The sequence below is a fragment of the Acetobacter sp. DsW_54 genome (assembly GCF_002153575.1).
In the GTDB taxonomy this organism is placed as follows: domain Bacteria; phylum Pseudomonadota; class Alphaproteobacteria; order Acetobacterales; family Acetobacteraceae; genus Acetobacter; species Acetobacter fabarum.
On sequence record NZ_JOPD01000003.1, the window covers coordinates 264,113 to 282,274 of the forward strand.

Here is an 18,162-nt window from a genome sequence, read left to right on the forward strand (position 1 = left end):
TTGGCTGAAAGTCCTTCTGATACGATATGGTCGGCCCCCCACGCCATGATTCCGAAACAACACGCACAATTGGTGTAACGGGGGATGACCTGCGCGCCCGCGCGCACAGAGAAACAATGCATGTGCGGCTGCTGTGTGTGTCCGCCGGGTTTTGCGCACTATTTGCCTGCGTTGCCATCAAGCTGACAATTGCCACAGTGCTGCACCCCATGGTGCCCGAGCAGCGCCAGATTGCACCGCAGGTGCCAAAAATACCCAAAATTGACCCAAAGGGCAGTCTGGCGGGGGATTACGTTCTGCCGCAGGTCCACCGGGCCTCCATTGTGGACCGTAACGGGCAGACACTCGCCCTTTCCCTGCCGGTAGCGCAGGTTTACGCCAACCCGCAGGAGCTGATCGACCCGGTTGATGTTGCCCACAAGCTCAAATCCGTCCTGCATGACCTGAACGAGCCTGAAACTGCCGAGCGTTTGGCCCGGCACAAGCAGTTTGTGTACATCGCGCGCAACATTACGCCCCAGCAGGAACTGGCCATTAACAATCTGGGTATCCCCGGCATTTATTTTGAGCCGGGGGAACAGCGGCACTACCCGCTGGGCCACATGGCCGCCCAGATTATGGGGGCCGTGGATATTGATGATAACGGCATTGCCGGCGTGGAGCGCTTTTTTAACAAACGCCTGCTGGTGGACCGCAAGCCCCTGCGGCTTTCACTGGATATTCGCGTGCAGTCCGCCGTGCGTGAAGAGGTCGCTGCTGCCAAGGATACATTTCAGGCCATTGGCGCATGCGGCATTGTCATGGACGTGCGCACGGGCGAAATTATCGCCATGGTCAGCCTGCCCGATTATGATGCCAACGAGTTTTCCCACGCCACAAACGATGAGCGGTTCAACCGCGCTGTAACCGGGCTGTATGAGCCGGGCTCCACCTTCAAGCTGCAAACCACCGCCATGGGGCTGGAGACTGGCACCATCCATATATGGGACAGTTTTTCTTCCGTTCCGCTCAAAATCGGGCGTTTTACCATCCGGGACATGAAGAACGACCATTTTGCTCCATGGTTGTCCCTGCCCGAGGTCATGGCCTATTCCTCCAACCCTGCGGCAGCACATATCGCACTGGATGTGGGCGGCAAACGGCAGGCGGAATGGCTGCGCGGCATGGGCTTTTTTGCCCCCGTACCGGTAGAACTGCCCGAAGCCGCCCGCCCGCTGGTACCCCGCCAGTGGGGCCTTGCCACAACCATGACCGTAGGGTTTGGTCACGGTGTGGCCGAACCACCACTGGCTATTGTGCGCGGCACGGCGGCCACGGTTAACGGTGGCATTCTGGTCACACCCACCCTGCTGGACCAAGAAGACCCCGACCCACCCGCGCCAGACGCCTCCCCCGCAGAGGAGTTCGAGCAGGGTGTGCAAAGTGCAGCCCTGCGGCAGACATTACCCACCCTGCCAACAGGCACCGGTGCCCCCATGCCCGAAGCCCCGGTTATTCCGCAGGGCGTGCGCGTTCTTTCCGAAAGCAATTCGGCGCTGCTGCGCAGGCTGCTCCGGCTGGACGTGACGCAGGGCACGGGCCGAACGGCTGAATCCCCCGGGTATTTTGTAGGCGGAAAAACCGGCACGGCAGAAAAAATCGGCCCGCATGGCGGCTACCTCAAACACGTCAATATTTCTGCCTTTACCAGTATTTTCCCCATGAACGCGCCGCGCTACGCCGTGTACGTCATGCTGGACAGCCCACAGCCCACCCCCCAGACCCACGGCTGGACAACAGCAGGCTGGAACGCGGCCCCCACAGTCTCGCGCGTGATCTCACGCATTGGCCCCATGTTGCAGATTTTCCCCGATGTGGAGCACGCGGCCCAGATTGATGCCCAGTTGGCCATACCCATGCACCCGGCGGTGCCACGGGGCGTTCGCCCGCTCGGCCCGGGGAACGACCCCGGGGACCCGCGCAAGCTTGAGGCCGAACACCGCGCCACCCGGCAGGCAGAAAAACTGGCACGCACCACGGCGGCACATACTCTGGCAATCCGCAAAAAAACAGCAGGGGAGAACATGGACGAATGAGCACACTCCTTTCCACCCTGCTGCGCGCACTTAACCTGAGCACAACCACCACCGACCCGCATGTGAGCGCCATTACGGCCGATAGCAGGCAGGCAGGTCCGGGCGTTGTGTTTGCCGCACTCCCCGGCACGCGGGTGGATGGCCGCACCTATATTGCAGCAGCAGTACAGCAGGGGGCGGCGGCCATTCTGGCCCCAACCGGCACGCTCTGGCCGCAGGGTGTGCCAGAACGGCCATTTATCACCTGCCCCGACCCGCGCCACGTGCTGGCCCTGTGGGCTGCCATGCTGGCTGGCCCACAACCAGCACATCTGGTTGCCGTAACCGGCACAAACGGCAAAACCAGCACAACCGACTTCCTGCGCCAGATATGGGCATTACAGGACCACAAGGCGGCCGGCATTGGCACATTGGGGCTGACCGGGGCCGAGGGTACGGGGGTTACCTTCCCTCCCCTGACAACACCGGACCCGGTTGCACTGGCCAACGGGCTGGCCGCGCTGGAGCGCGCAGGGGTGCATTACGCAGCACTGGAGGCATCATCCCACGGGCTGGAACAGGGGCGGCTGGACGGGCTGCACCTTCAGGCCGCCGGGTTTACCAACCTCACCCGTGACCACATGGACTACCACGGCACCATGGCCGCCTACCGCACGGCCAAGCTGCGGCTGTTTGATACCCTGCTCCCCCAAGGGGCCATTGCCGCCGCCAATGCGGACATGGATGCCACAACGCTTGATGCACTGCACGGCATTGCCAAGACCCGCAACCTGCACCTGCGCCTGATCGGTACCAACGGCACGACCCTGCGCCTGCTGGACTGCAAGGCCGTTCCCGCCGGGCAGGAACTGCGCATAAGCTGCAACGGGCTGGTTAAAACTGTCATGCTCCCTCTGCCCGGGCGTTTTCAGGTGGATAACGCCCTGCTGGCTCTGGCTCTGGCTGTGCAGGACGAGGCCGCCATACCCGCAGCACTGGACCTGCTGCCCGCTCTGGTCGGGGTACGCGGGCGCATGGAACGGGCCGCCGTATTGCCCAATGGTGCCAGCGCGTATGTGGATTATGCCCACACGCCAGATGCACTGGCCCGCCTGCTCTCCTCCCTGCGGCCACATGCGCAGGGACGACTGGTGGTGGTTTTTGGCGCAGGCGGGGACCGCGACAAGGGCAAACGCCCCCTTATGGCACAGGCGGCTGCACATGGCGCTGATATTGCCATAATCACAGATGATAACCCCCGCTCGGAAGACCCCGCACAAATCCGTGCGGAGGTCCGCGCGGGCGCGCCCGATGCGCTGGAAATCGGGGATCGCAGGCAGGCCATAACAGAGGCCCTGTCCATGCTTGGAGCAAAGGATGTGCTGGTGGTGGCAGGTAAAGGCCATGAACAGGGGCAGATTATAGGTACAACCGTGCTGCCGTTTGATGATGCCGCGGTTATTCGCGCCGTAGTGGGGCAGCCATGACCACCTTATGGACCCGCACGGAACTGGAACAGGCAACGGGTGGGTATTTTCTGCCCGCAGCAGGCCCTTCTGCCCCCACAGGCACACAGCCTGAAGTCCCTGCCAGAAACCTGACTGAGCAGGCCATAACCGGCATTTCCATCGACACACGTACCCTTGCCGCCGGTGATCTGTTTATCGCCCTTAAGGGGGATACCAGCGATGGCCACGCCCATGTTCAGACTGCACTGGACAAGGGAGCGGCATGCGCCATGGTGCATGCGGCAGACGGGCTGGCTGACCCGCGTGTGCTGGTGGTGGCCGATACAATGGTGGGCCTGCAACAGCTTGCCCAAGCCGCGCGTGCGCGTTTTACCGGCAAGGTCGTGGCCGTAACCGGCAGCGTGGGCAAAACCACCACCAAGGAAATGCTGCGCCTGTGCCTGAGCGCCAATGGCCCGACCCATGCGGCCGAGGCCTCCTATAACAACCACTGGGGCGTGCCCCTGACCCTTGCCCGCCTGCCACGAGATGCAGCCTTCTGCATTAGTGAAATCGGGATGAACCACCCCGGCGAGATCCTCCCTCTTGCCCGCATGGTTCGCCCCGATGTGGCGGTGATTACCACCATAGGCTCCGCCCATCTGGGCCATATGGGGAGCCTGGACGCCATTGCGGCAGAAAAAGCCTCCATTATCACCACCCTGCCAGCCCATGGCGTGGCTGTGGTGCCGGATGATGCGCACGGTGCTTCTTTTTTTGTTCAGGCCGCACAACAGGCCCACGCAACCCTGTGGCGCACGGGCTCCAGCCCTGACAGCACCGCGCATATGGGCGCTGTGCACTCCGGGGCCGATGGCACACAGTTTACCGCCAGCATTGCCGGGGTAGAGGTAGCCGTGCATGTGCCAGCACCCGGCCTGCATCTGGCCCGCAACGCACTGGCCGCACTGGCCGCCTGCGCAGCCCTTGGGGCGGACCTGCCCAAAGCCGCCACGGCACTGCAAAGCTTTACCCCCGGCAAGGGCCGGGGGGCACTCAGCCACATTGCGGGGGGAGCCATAACCCTGCTGGACGAGAGCTATAATGCCTCCTCTGCCTCCATCCGCGCGGCATTGGACGTCCTGCACCACCTGCCTGCCACCCGCCGCATTGCCATTCTGGGCGATATGCGCGAACTGGGAACATTCTCTACAACTGAACACGCAGCCCTTGCCCCAGTAGCGGCTGCCTCGGCCGATCTTGTTTTTTGCTGCGGACCTTACATGAAAACCCTTTTCGATGCCCTGCCCCCCGCCAGACAGGGCGCATGGGCGGACAACGCCGCCGCCCTTGCGCCTCTGGCCTGTGCCGCCCTGCGCGGGGGAGATGCCGTGCTGGTCAAAGGCAGTCTGGGTAGTCGCATGCGCGATGTCATTGCAGCCCTTGAAACCCTTAACACCGTGGAGCCCATCTGAATGTTGTATCTACTGGTCTCTCACGCGGTGCATGACGGGCACATTACGCTGCTCAACCTGCTGCGTTACATTTCCTTCCGGGCGGGTTGCGCCTGCATGACCGCACTGGGGATCAGCCTGCTTCTGGGCAGGCCACTCATTACCATGCTGCGCCGTATCCAGCGTTACGGGCAGCCCATCCGCGCGGTTGGGCCTGAACGGCATATTATTGAAAAAGCCGGAACCCCCACAATGGGCGGCATGCTTATCCTGATCGCACTCACAGTGGCTACGCTGCTCTGGGGTAATCTGGAAAACGGGTTTGTATGGGCCGTGTTGCTGACCACGCTGGGTTTTGGCCTGATTGGCTTTGCCGATGATTACCGCAAACTGGCACGGCGCAACACGGATGGACTTTCCAAACGGGCGCGCCTTGGCTCGGAATTTGCCATATCGCTCATATGCGGGGGGTGGTTGCAGTATCTGATGCCGCCTGAACTGGCCAACCATCTGGCCTTCCCTTTTGCCAAGGAGCTGCTGCTCCCCCTCGGCCTGCTCTACCCCGTGTTCGCCATGATCGTGATTACCGGCTTTGGCAATGCGGTTAACTTTACCGATGGGCTGGACGGGCTGGCCATTGGCCCCGTGGTGGTGGCGGCGCTGGTGTTTGCCATTCTGTCCTACGTGGTGGGCAACCATGTTTTTGCAGACTACCTTCAGGTCCATGCCGTGCCCGGCACGGGGGAACTGGCGGTGTTCTGCGCAGCCCTTGTTGGGGCCGGTCTAGGCTTTTTGTGGTTTAACGCACCACCTGCTGCCGTATTTATGGGGGATACGGGCTCGCTCTCCCTCGGTGGGGCACTTGGCTCGCTGGCCGTTGCCATCAAGCACGAACTGGTGCTGTGCATTGTTGGTGGGCTGTTTGTGGTGGAAACACTCTCGGTCATCATTCAGGTGTTCTGGTACAAGCGTACGGGCCGCCGCGTGTTCCTTATGGCGCCCATCCACCACCATTTTGAAAAAAAGGGCTGGGCTGAACCCAAGATTGTCATCCGGTTCTGGATTGTTTCCATCGTGCTGGGCATGTGTGGTCTGGCCACGCTGAAACTGCGATGAGCACCTTCCCCCCCTCTGTGTTTGCCGTGAAACGTTTTGCCGTGCTGGGCCTTGGCCGCAATGGCCTGCCCGCCGTGCAGGCATTGGCCGCATGTGGCGCGCATGTTCAGGCATGGGATGATGGAGAGGCAGGCCGCCAAGGCCTGACCCAAGCGCTGGCCCACATGCCCCCCGAGCAGGCTGCCCGCGTTACCTGCGCCCCGCTGGAGGATCTGGCGGGGTTTGACGCGCTTGTTCTCTCCCCCGGTATTCCGCACCACCTGCCGCGTGTGCACCCGGTTGCCGCACTGGCCATTGCAGCGGGTGTGCCCATTCTGTCCGATGCGGAACTGCTTTATTGCGCAGTCCGCGCCGCAGGCAGCAAGGCACGCTTTGCGGGCATTACCGGCACCAACGGCAAATCCACCACCACCACCCTGCTGGCCCATATTCTGGAACAGGCCGGTGTGCCGGTTGCAGCCGGTGGCAACCTTGGCCCCGCAGCACTGGCCCTGCCCCTACTCCCCGATAACGGCGTGTATGTGCTGGAAATGTCGTCCTACATGCTGGAACGGCTGGACACCCTGCATTTTGATGCCGCCTGCCTGCTCAACCTGACCCCGGACCATCTGGACCGCCACGCAGGCATGGCCGGGTATGCACAGGCCAAGCAACGTGTGTTTGCGGGCCAGACAGCACACGATATTGCCGTGATTGGCATTGATGATGCTGAATGCACCCGCATTGCCGGGCATCTGGCCCAGTCGGCCACACCCTGCATAACCGTGTCCGGCACCAATCCTGCCGCCAGCTATTACGGCCAGAATGGCGCGGTCTGGCACAACAGCGCGGCACTGGCCACACTGCCCCCTGCCCTGCCGGGTGCGCATAATGCCCAGAATGCAGCCGCCGCACTGGCCATGGCCCGTTTTCTGGGTATTGCGGATACCGTTGCAGCACAGGCCATTGCCTCCTTCCCCGGTCTGCCACACCGGCAGAAGCTGGTTGAAACCTGCAACAACATTGCCTTCATAGACGACAGCAAAGCCACCAATGCCGATGCCTCCTCCCGCGCATTGGGGTGCTATGACCGGCTGGTATGGATTGCAGGGGGGATGGCCAAGGAAGGCGGGATAGAAAGCCTGAGTCCATATTTTGGCCGTATCACCCATGCCTTCCTGATCGGGCGGGATGCAGCGGAGCTGGCAGCAACCCTTACGCGCCACAACGTGCCCCATACCGTGGTGGAGACACTGGAAAAAGCAGTCCCCCAAGCCTACAGTCTTGCACAGCAGACCCATACGCCCGTTATCCTGCTCTCACCCGCCTGTGCGAGCTTTGACCAGTATGCCGGGTTTGAGGCACGCGGGCAGCATTTTCAGGCGTTGGCCCATGCTGTGCGTACGCAGCAGATGAGCACGACGGGGCAGTAGGACAAGCATGGCCGGTTATTCCCGCACTGATGATTCGCCTTTTGGCCGCTGGTGGCGGAACGTGGACCGGACAACGCTGGTCTGCACCTTCATTCTTATCGGCTTTGGCTACATTCTCATGCTTGCGGCCAGCCCGGCGGTTGCGGTGCGCATTGGTGCGTCGCGCAACATGTTCATTTTCAAGCAGGTCATGTTCCTGAGCGTGGCGGGGGTTATTGTCACCGGGGTTTCCATGCTCTCGCGCCGGACGGTGCTGCGGCTCTCCCTGATCGGGGGGGCGCTCATGCTGGGTGCAACCATGCTTACACTGGTCCACGGGATCGAGATCAAGGGTGCACGGCGCTGGATTGCGCTGCCGCTCATGTCTTTGCAGCCCTCGGAGTTTCTCAAGCCCTGCTTTGCCGTGGTCACGGGGTGGCTGCTGACCCAGCGCCGTATTTCGCGCTATTTTCCGGGGATGCTCATCGCATTCGGGCTGTATGGGCTTATTCTGCTGCTGCTTAAATCCCAGCCAGACATTGGCATGCTTACGGTTATTACCGCTGTTTTTCTGGTCCAGTTGTTTGTGGACGGGCTGAACCTGATTTTTGTGGGGTTTGGTTTTGCCTGCATGATTGCAGCAGGTATTGCCGCGTTTTTTATCTTCCCGCACGTGCGCTCGCGCGTGGAGCGGTTCATGCACCCCAATGTGGGTGATCATTATCAGATTGATACGGCCCTGCGCGCCTTTGGCAATGGCGGGCTTATGGGCCGCGGGCCGGGTGAAGGCCGGGTCAAGGACCTGCTCCCCGACGCCCATGCGGACTTTGTGTTTGCCGTGGCGGGGGAAGAATACGGGCTTGTCATCTGCCTGCTGATCATTTGCGTTTTTGCCGCCATTGTGGTGCGGACCCTGCTGCGCCTGATCCGCGAGGATGACCCGTTTGTGGTCATCGCCACGACCGGGCTGCTAACGGGTTTTGGCCTTCAGGCGTTTGTTAACATGGCTTCCACCTTGCATCTTATCCCCACCAAGGGCATGACGCTGCCATTCATTTCCTATGGGGGGTCTTCGGCCATGTCTGTTGCTCTGGCTATTGGCATGGTGCTGGCCCTGACCCGGCAGCAACCGGGGGGCCTGCGCTCGGGCAATGGCTTTATCTCCACTCTCAGACAATGGCGGTCAGCATGAAGCCACAGACTATTGTGATCGCGGCCGGGGGCACTGGCGGTCATTTTTTCCCCGCCGAGGCACTGGCTGACGCACTGGTTGCCCGTGGCCACCACATTGTGCTGATGACCGATGCCCGCGCAGGCAAGCGCACCAGCGGCGTTTTTGCCAATGCACCACAGTTTGTGCTGCGTGGTGCGGGTGTGGCCGGGCGTGGCCCCATACGCGCCCTGCGTGCTGGGGTTACGCTACTGGCCAGCGCATGGAAGGCGCGGGGCATCCTGCACACTCTTCAGCCTGATGCGGTCATCGGCTTTGGCGGCTACCCCTCCATTCCGCCCCTACTGGGCGCGCGGTTGCTCGGCCGCAGGCACCCTGCGCTGATCATTCATGAAGGCAATGCCGTTCTGGGCAAGGCCAATGCCGTGCTCTCCCGCTTTGCTGACGTGATTGCCACCTCCTTCCCCACCGTGGCCAAGCTGCCCATGGGGGCCAGAACCGTGCTGACCGGCATGCCCGTGCGCCCCGGCATTGCCGCGCTGGCGGGGGAGGCATGGCCCACCCCGAACGGGACGATCAACCTGCTGGTCTGGGGTGGCTCGCTGGGGGCGCGCATTTTTTCGCAGGTGGTGCCCGCAGCCATTGGCCGCCTGCCAGCCGCCCTGCGCGCACGCATCCACATTACCCAGCAGGCCCGCGCGGATGATGTGGACACCGTGCGCAAAGCCTATGCCGATATTGGCGTGCAGGCCCGTGTGGAGCCGTTTTTGAACGATGTGCCCGACATCCTGCGCGCAGCCCATCTGGTCATCGGGCGGGCAGGAGGCTCCTCGGTGGCGGAAATTACCACCGCAGGCCGCCCTGCGGTCATGGTCCCCCTGCCTATTGCCGCCTCCGATGAGCAGACCGAAAACGCCCGCGCCATAACCGACGCGGGCGCAGGCTGGATGATCCGCCAGCCCGACTTTACCGCACAAACACTGGCAGCCCGCCTGCAAGACCTTTTCACCGCCCCGGACGACCTGGCCCGTGCCGCAGCCGCCGCTGCCACGCTGGCCCGCCCGGATGCCGCCCTCCGTCTGGCTGATATAGTAGAAGAATGCCTCCAACTTTCTCCTTCACCCGCCCATCCGCCCTCACACGAGACGGAGACACGCACATGAGAGCCCTGCCCCTTTCCATCGGAACCATCCATTTTGTCGGCATTGGCGGCATTGGCATGTCCGGCATTGCAGAGGTTCTGTGCCTGCTGGGCTACTCCGTACAGGGCTCGGACATAGCGGAAAACGCCAATGTCAAACGCCTGCGGGCTGCGGGTATTCCGGTCACAATCGGGCATGACGCCGCCAATCTGGGCAATGCGCAGGTTGTGGTCATTTCCACCGCGGTCAAGCGTGACAACCCCGAAGTTGTTGCAGCCCGCGCCAAGCTGATCCCTGTTGTCCGCCGGGCGGAAATGCTGGCCGAGCTCATGCGCCTGCGCTGGTCCGTGGCCATTGGCGGCACACATGGCAAAACCACCACCACCAGCCTTGTGGCTGCCGTGCTGGAAGCCGCCAAGCTGGACCCCACCGTTATCAACGGCGGTATTATCGAGGCTTACGGCACCAACACCCGCATGGGTAAGGGCGACTGGATGGTGGTGGAAGCGGATGAGAGCGATGGCTCGTTCCTGCGCCTGCCCTCCGTTATTTCGGTCGTTACCAACATGGACCCCGAGCATCTGGACCATTGGGGTTCTGCCGAGGCCATGGAGGCAGCGTATGACCAGTTTGTCTCCAACGTACCGTTCTATGGTTTTGCGGTGCTGTGCATAGACCACCCTGCCGTGCAGCAGATGATTCCGCGCCTGTCTGACCACCGGATTGTCACCTATGGCTTCTCCCCACAGGCGGATGTCCGGGCCGAAAAGGTAATTACCGACAAGCTGGGCGCTACGTTTGAGGTCACGCTGACAGACCGCGTTACCCGCCGCACCCGCAAGGCCGGGCCTTTCCGCCTGCCCATGCTGGGCGCGCATAATGTGCAGAACTCCCTTGCCGCCATTGCCGTCGCAACCGAAATGGACATCAGTGATGATGTGATCCGCTCCGGGCTGGCCAGCTTCCGTGGGGTCAAGCGCCGCTTTACCCGTACGGGGGAAGCCGGTGGCATTACCGTGATTGATGATTACGGGCACCACCCGGTGGAAATTGCCGCCGTGCTCAAGGCCGCCCGCCAGGCTGGAGCCAGCCGGGTTATTGCGGTCATGCAGCCGCACCGCTACTCCCGCCTGAGAACCCTGTTTGCCGATTTCTGCACCTGCATGAACGATGCCGACACGGTTATTGTCTCCGACGTGTACGCCGCAGGCGAAGACCCCCTGCCCGATGCCAGCCGCGACAGGCTGATAGAAGGGCTGCGTGAACGCGGCCACCGCTCCGTTGTCCCGCTTTCCAGCCCTGAACATCTGGCAGAAATGATCAACGCCATTGCCAAGCCGGGGGACTATGTTGTGTGCCTGGGTGCGGGCACCATTACCAACTGGGCGCAGGCCCTGCCTGCCCAGCTTGCCGCCTTGCAGGCTGAACAGAAAGGTGGAAGTGCGGCATGAACAGCACGCCCGCAACCACGCTGGAAGATATGGTTCGCCACGCCTTTGCCGGCACGCATGGACGCGTTACCGCGCAGGCCCCGCTGGGGGCGCGTACATGGTTCCGCGTTGGTGGTCCGGCGGAATGGCTGTTCCAGCCCAGGGATGCGGATGATCTGGCAGGCATGCTCCAGCGCCTTTCCCCCGAACTGCCCGTTATTGCCCTTGGAGCCTGCTCCAACGTGATTATCCGCGATGGCGGGCTGGACGGCATTGTGGTGCGCATGGCTCGTGGCTTTGCCGATATTGCTGTGGAAGCGGACGGGCTTGTGGTGGGCAGCGCCTGCCTGGATGCCACAGTAGCCGAACACGCGGCACAGGCCGGGCTTGCGGGGCTGGAGTTTCTGGCAGGTATTCCCGGCTCCATCGGGGGGGCCGTGCGCATGAACGCCGGAGCCTATGGAGCGGATATTGCCAGCGTGCTGGACTGGGCGGAAATTGTGACCCGTGATGGCAATATGGTCCGCCTAGGCAACGCCGCCCTGCGCTTTGACTACCGCCGCTCCGGCCTGCCCGAAGGGGCCATGGTGGTGCGTGCGCGCCTGCGCGGCATGCCTGCCAGCCCGGCGGACATAGCCGCACGCATTGGCGATATCCGCACAGCGCGCGAGCAGTCCCAGCCTGTGCGCGCACGCACGGGTGGCTCCACCTTCCGCAACCCTGAACCCGAGGTTTCCGCCCGCAAGGCGTGGGAGCTGATTGATCAGGCTGGCTGCCGTGGCCTGCGCCAGGGCGATGCCCAGGTCAGCGAAAAACACTGCAACTTCCTGATCAACCTCGGCAATGCCACCGCCCATGACCTCGAAACACTGGGGGATACCGTACGCCAGCGCGTTGCCCAGCATTCGGGCGTGCAACTGCACTGGGAAATCAAACGTCTTGGCCGCACACAGGGAGCCCGCGCATGAGCACCTCCAAACGGATTACCGTGCTTATGGGCGGCATATCGTCCGAGCGGACTGTCAGCCTGTCTTCCGGGCAGGGCGTGGCCGAGGCCCTGCGCAGTCTGGGCCATACGGTCAGTACGCTTGATGCCGGGGCCGATCTGGGCGCGCTGGTTGCCGAACTGGGCGCACAAAAACCCGATGTCGTGTTTAACGCACTCCATGGCCGATTTGGCGAAGATGGCTGTATTCAGGGCATTCTGGACTGGATGGGCCTTGCCTATACACATTCTGGCGTGCGGGCATCCGCCACAGCCATGAACAAGGCCGCCGCCCGCGCTGCTTTTGTTTCCGCTGGCCTGCCCGTGGCCGAAGGCCGGGTCATTGATATTGCCGAACTTGCCGAAGGCGACCCCCTGCCAGCCCCCTACGTGGTTAAACCCGTTAGCGAAGGCTCGTCCGTTGGTGTCTCCATCGTGCGGCCCGGTGCCAATGTGCGCGAACGCATTGTGCGGGACTGGACATTTGGCCCGCATGCGCTGGTAGAAGAGTTTATTCCCGGGCGCGAAATTACCGTGGGTGTAATGGGCGAACGCGCCCTGACCATAACAGACATTACCCCCACCGGCAGCGGCCACGATTTTTACGATTACGACGCCAAATACAATACCGGCGGCTCACGGCATGAACTGCCCGCCCGCATTGCCCCCGATGTTGCCCAGCGCGCACTGGACGTGGCGGTAGAAGCCCATAAAGCGCTGGGATGTGCTGGGGCATCGCGCTCGGATTTCCGGCTGGATGATGCAGACCCGGCCAACCCGCGCCTGATCCTGCTGGAAGTCAACACCCAGCCGGGCATGACCGCAACATCGCTCCTGCCCGAACAGGCCGCCTATTGCGGCATTAGCTACCCCGCATTGTGCCACTGGCTTGTTGAGCAGGCCACCTGCCGCCAATGAAGCGCCCCGCCAGCCGCCCCTCCCGCACGGGATTATTCCTCAAGCGCCAAAAACGCCTGCTGCGGCCCGTTATCGGGCTTATGCTGCTGGCGGGGGCCGGGGCTGCTGTTTATCTGGCGGTGCCTCTTCCGGCCCTGCAAAAACAGATTGCCCCCTTGCGGGACAAATTACTGGGCACCTCCGCCCTGCGCGTGACCAGTATCCGGGTTGAAGGGGCCAACCTGACCAGTGACGAGGCCATTCACACCGCCCTCAACATTGCCGTGGGGGACCCGGTTCTCAACTTCAACGTCACCCGCGCGCGTGAGAACCTGACCGCCCTGCCGTTTATTGACCATGTAAGCGTTGAGCGCCACCTGTCTGGCGAGATTGACGTGCACATTACCGAGCGCCCACCGTATGCGGTGTGGCAGCATCAGGGCCATTTTATCCTGATCGACCGGCAGGGGCAGAAAGTGCCGGATCAGGGCGCGAACGACAAGGACGCCACTGCCTTTGCCAAACTGCCACTGGTCGTAGGTGACGGCGCGAACGAAAACGCCGCCGCCCTGATAGACGTGCTGGCACAGGAACCGGACGTAAAATCCCACGTAACAGCTGCTGTGCGGGTAAGCGACCGCCGCTGGAACCTGAGCCTGAAAGATGGCGCAACCGTGCTCCTTCCCGAAGGGGAGGAAGCCCCGGCCATTCACCGGTTAGCCAGAATTAACGCCACAACACAGCTGCTTGACCGCCCCGTTGAACTGATTGACATGCGCCTGCCCGACCGGCTGACCATACGCGAACGCCCTCCTGAACCGCCCCCTGCCCCCTCCGCACCGGCAGGGGATGGCGCAAAAAGCAGCCCGCAGCACACACCCCACCACACCCAGCCCACCCGATCCCCCACGGAGGAAAGCCGAGATGAATGACACCGCGCACTCCCCTGCTTCCCCCGCACTCAGTCTGGCGGACCGGCTGCACAAAAAGCGGAGCCATTCTTCAGCCTCCCCCACACTGCGCATGAGCGGGGGAGAAGCATCCCTTCCGCTCCCCCCCAGTGAGCGCAACAAACGCCCGCACACATGGCGCAACGGCTACAGTGCGGTGCTGGATATTGGCTCGACCAAAATTACCTGCCTTATTGGCAAGGGGGAGCCCAACGGCATGCTGCGCGTGGCGGGCTTTGGCTGGCGCCGCTCCGCTGGTGTGCGCAATGGCGCCATAACCGAGTTGCAGGAGGCCGAAGCCGCCATACGCGCAACCGTAGCGCAGGCTGAAAACATGGCCGAGCGCACCATAGACAAGGTGGTGGTCAACCTGTCCTGCGGGCATCCGGCCAGCCGCCTGTTCAATGTGCGCTGGCCCATTGGCGGGCGGGTCGTAACCGAGGCGGACATCCGCCGCGTGGTTACGGAAGGGCGCGTGCAGGCCACCGTGCAGGGGCGCGAGGTCATTCACACCCTGCCCATAGACTTTACGGTGGATGATACTGAGGGCGTGTCTGACCCACGGGGGCACCTGTGCGAAACGCTGAAGGCGCGCCTGCATATTATTGATGCCGCCACCACCGCCCTGCTGAACCTTGAAACCGTGCTGAGCCGTGCCGAACTGCGCATGGAAGCTCTTGTGTCCTCCCCGCTGGCATCCGGCCTGTCCGTGCTGGACAGGGATGAACGCGACCTTGGCACAACGGTTGTGGACATGGGCGGGGGTACCACATCCTTTGCCGTGTTTGGTGAAGGCCAGATCCTGCACACCGCCCAGATCGGGGTTGGCGGGCTGCATGTTACGCGTGACATAGCCCGCGGGCTTGGCACATCACTCGACAATGCCGAGCGGCTGAAAACCGTGTATGGCAGTGCGGACCTCTCCTCCGACGTGGAGGACGAAATCCTGACCGTGGAACTGCTGGGCAATGATGTGCCCCATTTTGAGCAGATCTCCCGCGCCCAGCTTGGCCGCATCATTCGCCCCCGTATGGAAGAAACACTGGAACTGGTGCGCGAAAAACTGGATGGCGCGGGCCTTGGCATGGCCGCCAGTGGTCGCATTGTGCTGACCGGGGGTGGCTCCCTGCTGGATGGAATCCGCCCGCTGGCCGAGCGTATTCTGGGGGTGCCGGTAAGTGTTGGCCGTCATTCCGGCCCCGGTTTTACGCGCTCGGTCCGTCTGGGCAGGCCCAAGAATATTGCCGGTCTGCCAGAAGATACGGCAGCCGCAGCAGGCTTTGCCACGGCTGCTGGCCTGCTGTTCTGGGCGGCCAGTGCGGAGCGTCCGTTCAGCGATGTGGAATTCCGCGAAGCCGCGCCAACTGGTTTTTTACAAAAACTGGTTGCTTTTATTCGTGAGAGGGTTTGATTTGCCCCGCAAAAGGTTGGTAAACTATTCGCAATCTTATCTACAACGCCCCTGTTAACCCGCCGCAGTCCGGGAGAGACACATGACACTCAACCTAACCGTTCCACCCCAGACTCATGCTGATTTTTCGCCCAAGATCACCGTTATAGGCGTTGGCGGCGGGGGGACGAACGCGGTTGACAACATGATTGCCTCCAACCTGCAGGGTGTGGAGTTTGTTGTAGCCAACACCGATGCGCAGAGTCTGGCCAAAAGTCTGGCCGACAGCCGCATCCAGCTTGGCCCGCACCTGACCCACGGCCTTGGCGCAGGTGCCAAGCCCGAAGTGGGCCGTGCCGCAGCGGAAGAAGCCGCGGACGAAATTGCCCGCTACCTGGACGGCGCACATATGGTGTTCATCACCACCGGCATGGGTGGGGGCACGGGTACAGGGGCAGCACCAGTTATTGCCCGCATGGCGCGTGAGCGGAACATTCTGACCATTGGCGTGGTCAGCAAGCCTTTCGCCTACGAAGGCAAGCGCCGCGCACGCGTGGCGGATGAAGGTATTCAGGAACTTCAGCAGTATGTTGATACGCTGATTGTCATCCCCAACCAGAATCTCTTCCGTATTGCCAACGAACGCACCACCCTGCGCGAAGCCTACAAGCTGGCTGACGAAGTTTTGAACATGGGTGTGCGCGGCGTTACCGACCTGATGATGGAACGCGGCTACGTCAACCTCGACTTTGCCGATATCCGCAGCGTTATGGCGGAAATGGGCAAGGCCATGATGGGTACGGGCGAAGCCGAAGGTGAAAACCGTGCGGTGGAAGCCGCCGAAGCCGCCATTTCCAACCCACTGCTGGAAGATACCTGCATGGCTACCGCCAAGGGCCTGCTGGTCAATGTTACCGGTGGTGAAGACATGACCTTCTTTGAAGCGGAAGAAGCCTTCAACCGCATCTGCCGCGAAGTACCAGAAGACGCCAACATGATCTTTGGTACGGTCATTGAGGAAAAAATGAGCGGGCGCGTACGCGTATCCGTTGTTGCCACGGGGATTGACGTACCCTCAGGCGCGGCTGAACGCCCGCATCTGGCAGCAGTGGAAACCGAAGCCCAGCCGGAACAGACCTACGCTGCCCCTGCGGCACAGCCCAGCGCGCCGCCGCCTGCACAGCCTCAGCCCCCCGTGGCCGAGCAGAGTGCCCCCGTACAGCAGCAGGCCTATGCTCCCCAGCCCGGCCATGCCGCCCCCCCGGCGCACATGGTTCCCGGTCAGGTCGCCGCTGCGGCACAACAGCCCCGCCAGCCTGCACCGGCCCCCGCACCAGCGCCTGCTGCATCCAAACATGCCAATCTGTTCAGCGAACCGCCGCGTCCCTCGGCCTACCCTGTGCAGGACCCCAATGCACGGAGCCTGTTTGGCCGCGTGACTGGTGCATTCCGCCGGGCCACCACACCAGAAACACGGGAAGAGCCTGTAGCGCAGTCTCACCCCACCATCAGCCAGGCCGAACAGGGTGCACCCCGCCACGGTGAAGGCGATAACGGGCTGGAAATTCCAACCTTTCTGCGCCGCTAAGCCTTATGGGCTACCCCCGCCCGGCACCTGTGTGCCGCATGGCGGGGGATGAAACAGACGGCAATAATCATTGACTCGCATCTGCCCCAAACAGGCCCTAGCGTTAGTGTGAGATAACTTTCCACACCAATACGGGGCGGTCGGGATCATGGATAATCTGTCTGGGGAGCTTACCCCATGTTCCAAATCTGTGGAGATCCTCCCCACCACCATGCGACAGATGCGCCAAAAAACCGCACCGGCCCAGCACACGCTGCACCATGCCATTTCTGCCGTAGGTATTGGCCTGCACACAGGCCGCTCCATTAACATGACCATTGCCCCGGCCCCCGCAGGGCATGGCATTGTTTTCCAGCGGACCGACCTGCCACAGGCAGCCCCCCTGCCCGCGCGTTATGATTACGTAGTGGAAACACATCTGAGCACCGTTCTGGGCGAAAAAGCACGCCCCGAAAACCGGGTTGCAACCGTTGAACACCTGATGGCTGCCCTTTGCGGGTGCGCCATAGACAACGCACTTGTTCTGGTTGATGGGCCGGAAACCCCGGTGTTTGATGGCTCCGCCACAGATTTTGTTTTTCTGCTCGACTGCGCCGGACGCAAAACGCAGGACCTGCCACGCAAGGTGGTACAGGTGCTGGAACCTGTTCGGGTGGAGCACCAGAATGCCTGGGTGGAACTGCTCCCCCACAGCAGCCCAAGCCCGCATTTATCCATGAGCATTGATTTTCCCGCCCGCGCCATTGGCGCACAAAGCTATGCTCTGGACCTGACCCCGACCTCCTTCCGCAACGAGCTGGCCCGCAACCGCACCTTTGCCATGCGGCAGGAAATTGAAGCCCTGCATCAGGCCGGGCTGGCATTGGGCGGGTCTTTGGATAACGCCATTGTTGTGGATAATGACGTTGTACTCAACCCGGCGGGCCTGCGCTGTCCGGATGAGTTCATCCGCCACAAGATCATGGATGCGGTGGGGGATCTGTATCTAGCGGGCTGCGTGCTCAACGCCAGCTTCCGGGGCAACCGCTCGGGCCACACGCTCAACAACATGCTGCTCAAAACCCTGTTTGCCCAGAGCACCGCATGGCAGGACACAACAGACCTGCAATCCACCTCTGCTGCGGCCTGACCAGCTTTTTGCACGGC

14 protein-coding genes are annotated in these 18,162 nt (G+C 62.2%); all 14 read left to right on the plus strand.

Features of this window, described 5'->3' with window-relative positions; translation table 11 throughout:
* Positions 1-26: 26 nt before the first annotated feature.
* The 14 genes from HK20_RS03000 (at position 27) to lpxC (ending at position 18,145) form a co-directional block, all read left to right on the plus strand.
* The gene (locus HK20_RS03000) at positions 27-2,075 is read left to right on the plus strand and encodes a penicillin-binding protein 2 (RefSeq protein WP_086645582.1); all 2,049 of its coding nucleotides are present in this window, start codon (positions 27-29) and stop codon (positions 2,073-2,075) included.
* Entirely contained in the window at positions 2,072-3,541 is a 1,470-nt protein-coding gene (locus HK20_RS03005) for a UDP-N-acetylmuramoyl-L-alanyl-D-glutamate--2,6-diaminopimelate ligase (protein ID WP_086645583.1), read from the plus strand. The genes HK20_RS03000 and HK20_RS03005 overlap by 4 nt, the downstream gene beginning before the upstream one ends.
* Entirely contained in the window at positions 3,538-4,977 is a 1,440-nt protein-coding gene (gene murF, locus HK20_RS03010) for a UDP-N-acetylmuramoyl-tripeptide--D-alanyl-D-alanine ligase (RefSeq protein WP_086645584.1), read from the plus strand. The genes HK20_RS03005 and murF overlap by 4 nt, the downstream gene beginning before the upstream one ends.
* A complete protein-coding gene (gene mraY / locus HK20_RS03015; protein WP_086645585.1) occupies positions 4,978-6,072 on the plus strand; it encodes a phospho-N-acetylmuramoyl-pentapeptide-transferase in 1,095 nt (364 codons plus the stop codon). It abuts the gene before it with no gap.
* Positions 6,069-7,484 carry a UDP-N-acetylmuramoyl-L-alanine--D-glutamate ligase gene (gene murD, locus HK20_RS03020; RefSeq protein WP_086645586.1) on the plus strand — a complete coding sequence of 472 codons (1,416 nt, stop codon included), beginning with the start codon at positions 6,069-6,071 and terminating at the stop codon, positions 7,482-7,484. Before mraY ends, murD begins: the two co-directional genes overlap by 4 nt.
* A gap of 7 nt (positions 7,485-7,491) precedes the next feature.
* Complete coding sequence (locus HK20_RS03025) at positions 7,492-8,655, plus strand: FtsW/RodA/SpoVE family cell cycle protein (RefSeq protein ID WP_086645587.1); 1,164 nt, start codon at positions 7,492-7,494, stop codon at positions 8,653-8,655.
* Positions 8,652-9,797, plus strand: a complete 1,146-nt coding sequence (gene murG / locus HK20_RS03030) for an undecaprenyldiphospho-muramoylpentapeptide beta-N-acetylglucosaminyltransferase (RefSeq protein WP_086645697.1) — start codon at positions 8,652-8,654, stop codon at positions 9,795-9,797. Before HK20_RS03025 ends, murG begins: the two co-directional genes overlap by 4 nt.
* Positions 9,794-11,227, plus strand: a complete 1,434-nt coding sequence (murC, locus tag HK20_RS03035) for a UDP-N-acetylmuramate--L-alanine ligase (RefSeq protein ID WP_086645588.1) — start codon at positions 9,794-9,796, stop codon at positions 11,225-11,227. The genes murG and murC overlap by 4 nt, the downstream gene beginning before the upstream one ends.
* Positions 11,224-12,174, plus strand: a complete 951-nt coding sequence (murB, locus tag HK20_RS03040) for a UDP-N-acetylmuramate dehydrogenase (protein WP_086645589.1) — start codon at positions 11,224-11,226, stop codon at positions 12,172-12,174. Before murC ends, murB begins: the two co-directional genes overlap by 4 nt.
* Positions 12,171-13,109 carry a D-alanine--D-alanine ligase gene (locus HK20_RS03045; RefSeq protein WP_086645590.1) on the plus strand — a complete coding sequence of 313 codons (939 nt, stop codon included), beginning with the start codon at positions 12,171-12,173 and terminating at the stop codon, positions 13,107-13,109. Before murB ends, HK20_RS03045 begins: the two co-directional genes overlap by 4 nt.
* Positions 13,106-14,020 carry a cell division protein FtsQ/DivIB gene (locus HK20_RS03050; RefSeq protein WP_086645591.1) on the plus strand — a complete coding sequence of 305 codons (915 nt, stop codon included), beginning with the start codon at positions 13,106-13,108 and terminating at the stop codon, positions 14,018-14,020. Before HK20_RS03045 ends, HK20_RS03050 begins: the two co-directional genes overlap by 4 nt.
* Positions 14,013-15,449 (plus strand): cell division protein FtsA, encoded by a 1,437-nt coding sequence (ftsA, locus tag HK20_RS03055; protein WP_086645592.1) that lies wholly within the window; start codon positions 14,013-14,015, stop codon positions 15,447-15,449. Before HK20_RS03050 ends, ftsA begins: the two co-directional genes overlap by 8 nt.
* An 82-nt stretch (positions 15,450-15,531) precedes the next feature.
* Positions 15,532-17,016 (plus strand): cell division protein FtsZ, encoded by a 1,485-nt coding sequence (ftsZ, locus tag HK20_RS03060; RefSeq protein WP_086645593.1) that lies wholly within the window; start codon positions 15,532-15,534, stop codon positions 17,014-17,016.
* A 148-nt stretch (positions 17,017-17,164) separates the two neighbouring features.
* Positions 17,165-18,145, plus strand: coding sequence for a UDP-3-O-acyl-N-acetylglucosamine deacetylase (gene lpxC / locus HK20_RS03065; protein ID WP_086645594.1), 981 nt, complete (start codon positions 17,165-17,167; stop codon positions 18,143-18,145).
* Positions 18,146-18,162: the final 17 nt, after the last annotated feature.

Bases quoted from the DNA above. Each gene is read 5' to 3' on its own strand.
- HK20_RS03000 (WP_086645582.1), top strand. From the start codon at position 27: ATGGTCGGCCCCCCACGCCATGATTCCGAAACAACACGCACAATTGGT.
- HK20_RS03005 (WP_086645583.1), top strand. From the start codon at position 2,072: ATGAGCACACTCCTTTCCACCCTGCTGCGCGCACTTAACCTGAGCACA.
- murF (WP_086645584.1), top strand. From the start codon at position 3,538: ATGACCACCTTATGGACCCGCACGGAACTGGAACAGGCAACGGGTGGG.
- mraY (WP_086645585.1), top strand. From the start codon at position 4,978: ATGTTGTATCTACTGGTCTCTCACGCGGTGCATGACGGGCACATTACG.
- murD (WP_086645586.1), top strand. From the start codon at position 6,069: ATGAGCACCTTCCCCCCCTCTGTGTTTGCCGTGAAACGTTTTGCCGTG.
- HK20_RS03025 (WP_086645587.1), top strand. From the start codon at position 7,492: ATGGCCGGTTATTCCCGCACTGATGATTCGCCTTTTGGCCGCTGGTGG.
- murG (WP_086645697.1), top strand. From the start codon at position 8,652: ATGAAGCCACAGACTATTGTGATCGCGGCCGGGGGCACTGGCGGTCAT.
- murC (WP_086645588.1), top strand. From the start codon at position 9,794: ATGAGAGCCCTGCCCCTTTCCATCGGAACCATCCATTTTGTCGGCATT.
- murB (WP_086645589.1), top strand. From the start codon at position 11,224: ATGAACAGCACGCCCGCAACCACGCTGGAAGATATGGTTCGCCACGCC.
- HK20_RS03045 (WP_086645590.1), top strand. From the start codon at position 12,171: ATGAGCACCTCCAAACGGATTACCGTGCTTATGGGCGGCATATCGTCC.
- HK20_RS03050 (WP_086645591.1), top strand. From the start codon at position 13,106: ATGAAGCGCCCCGCCAGCCGCCCCTCCCGCACGGGATTATTCCTCAAG.
- ftsA (WP_086645592.1), top strand. From the start codon at position 14,013: ATGAATGACACCGCGCACTCCCCTGCTTCCCCCGCACTCAGTCTGGCG.
- ftsZ (WP_086645593.1), top strand. From the start codon at position 15,532: ATGACACTCAACCTAACCGTTCCACCCCAGACTCATGCTGATTTTTCG.
- lpxC (WP_086645594.1), top strand. From the start codon at position 17,165: ATGGATAATCTGTCTGGGGAGCTTACCCCATGTTCCAAATCTGTGGAG.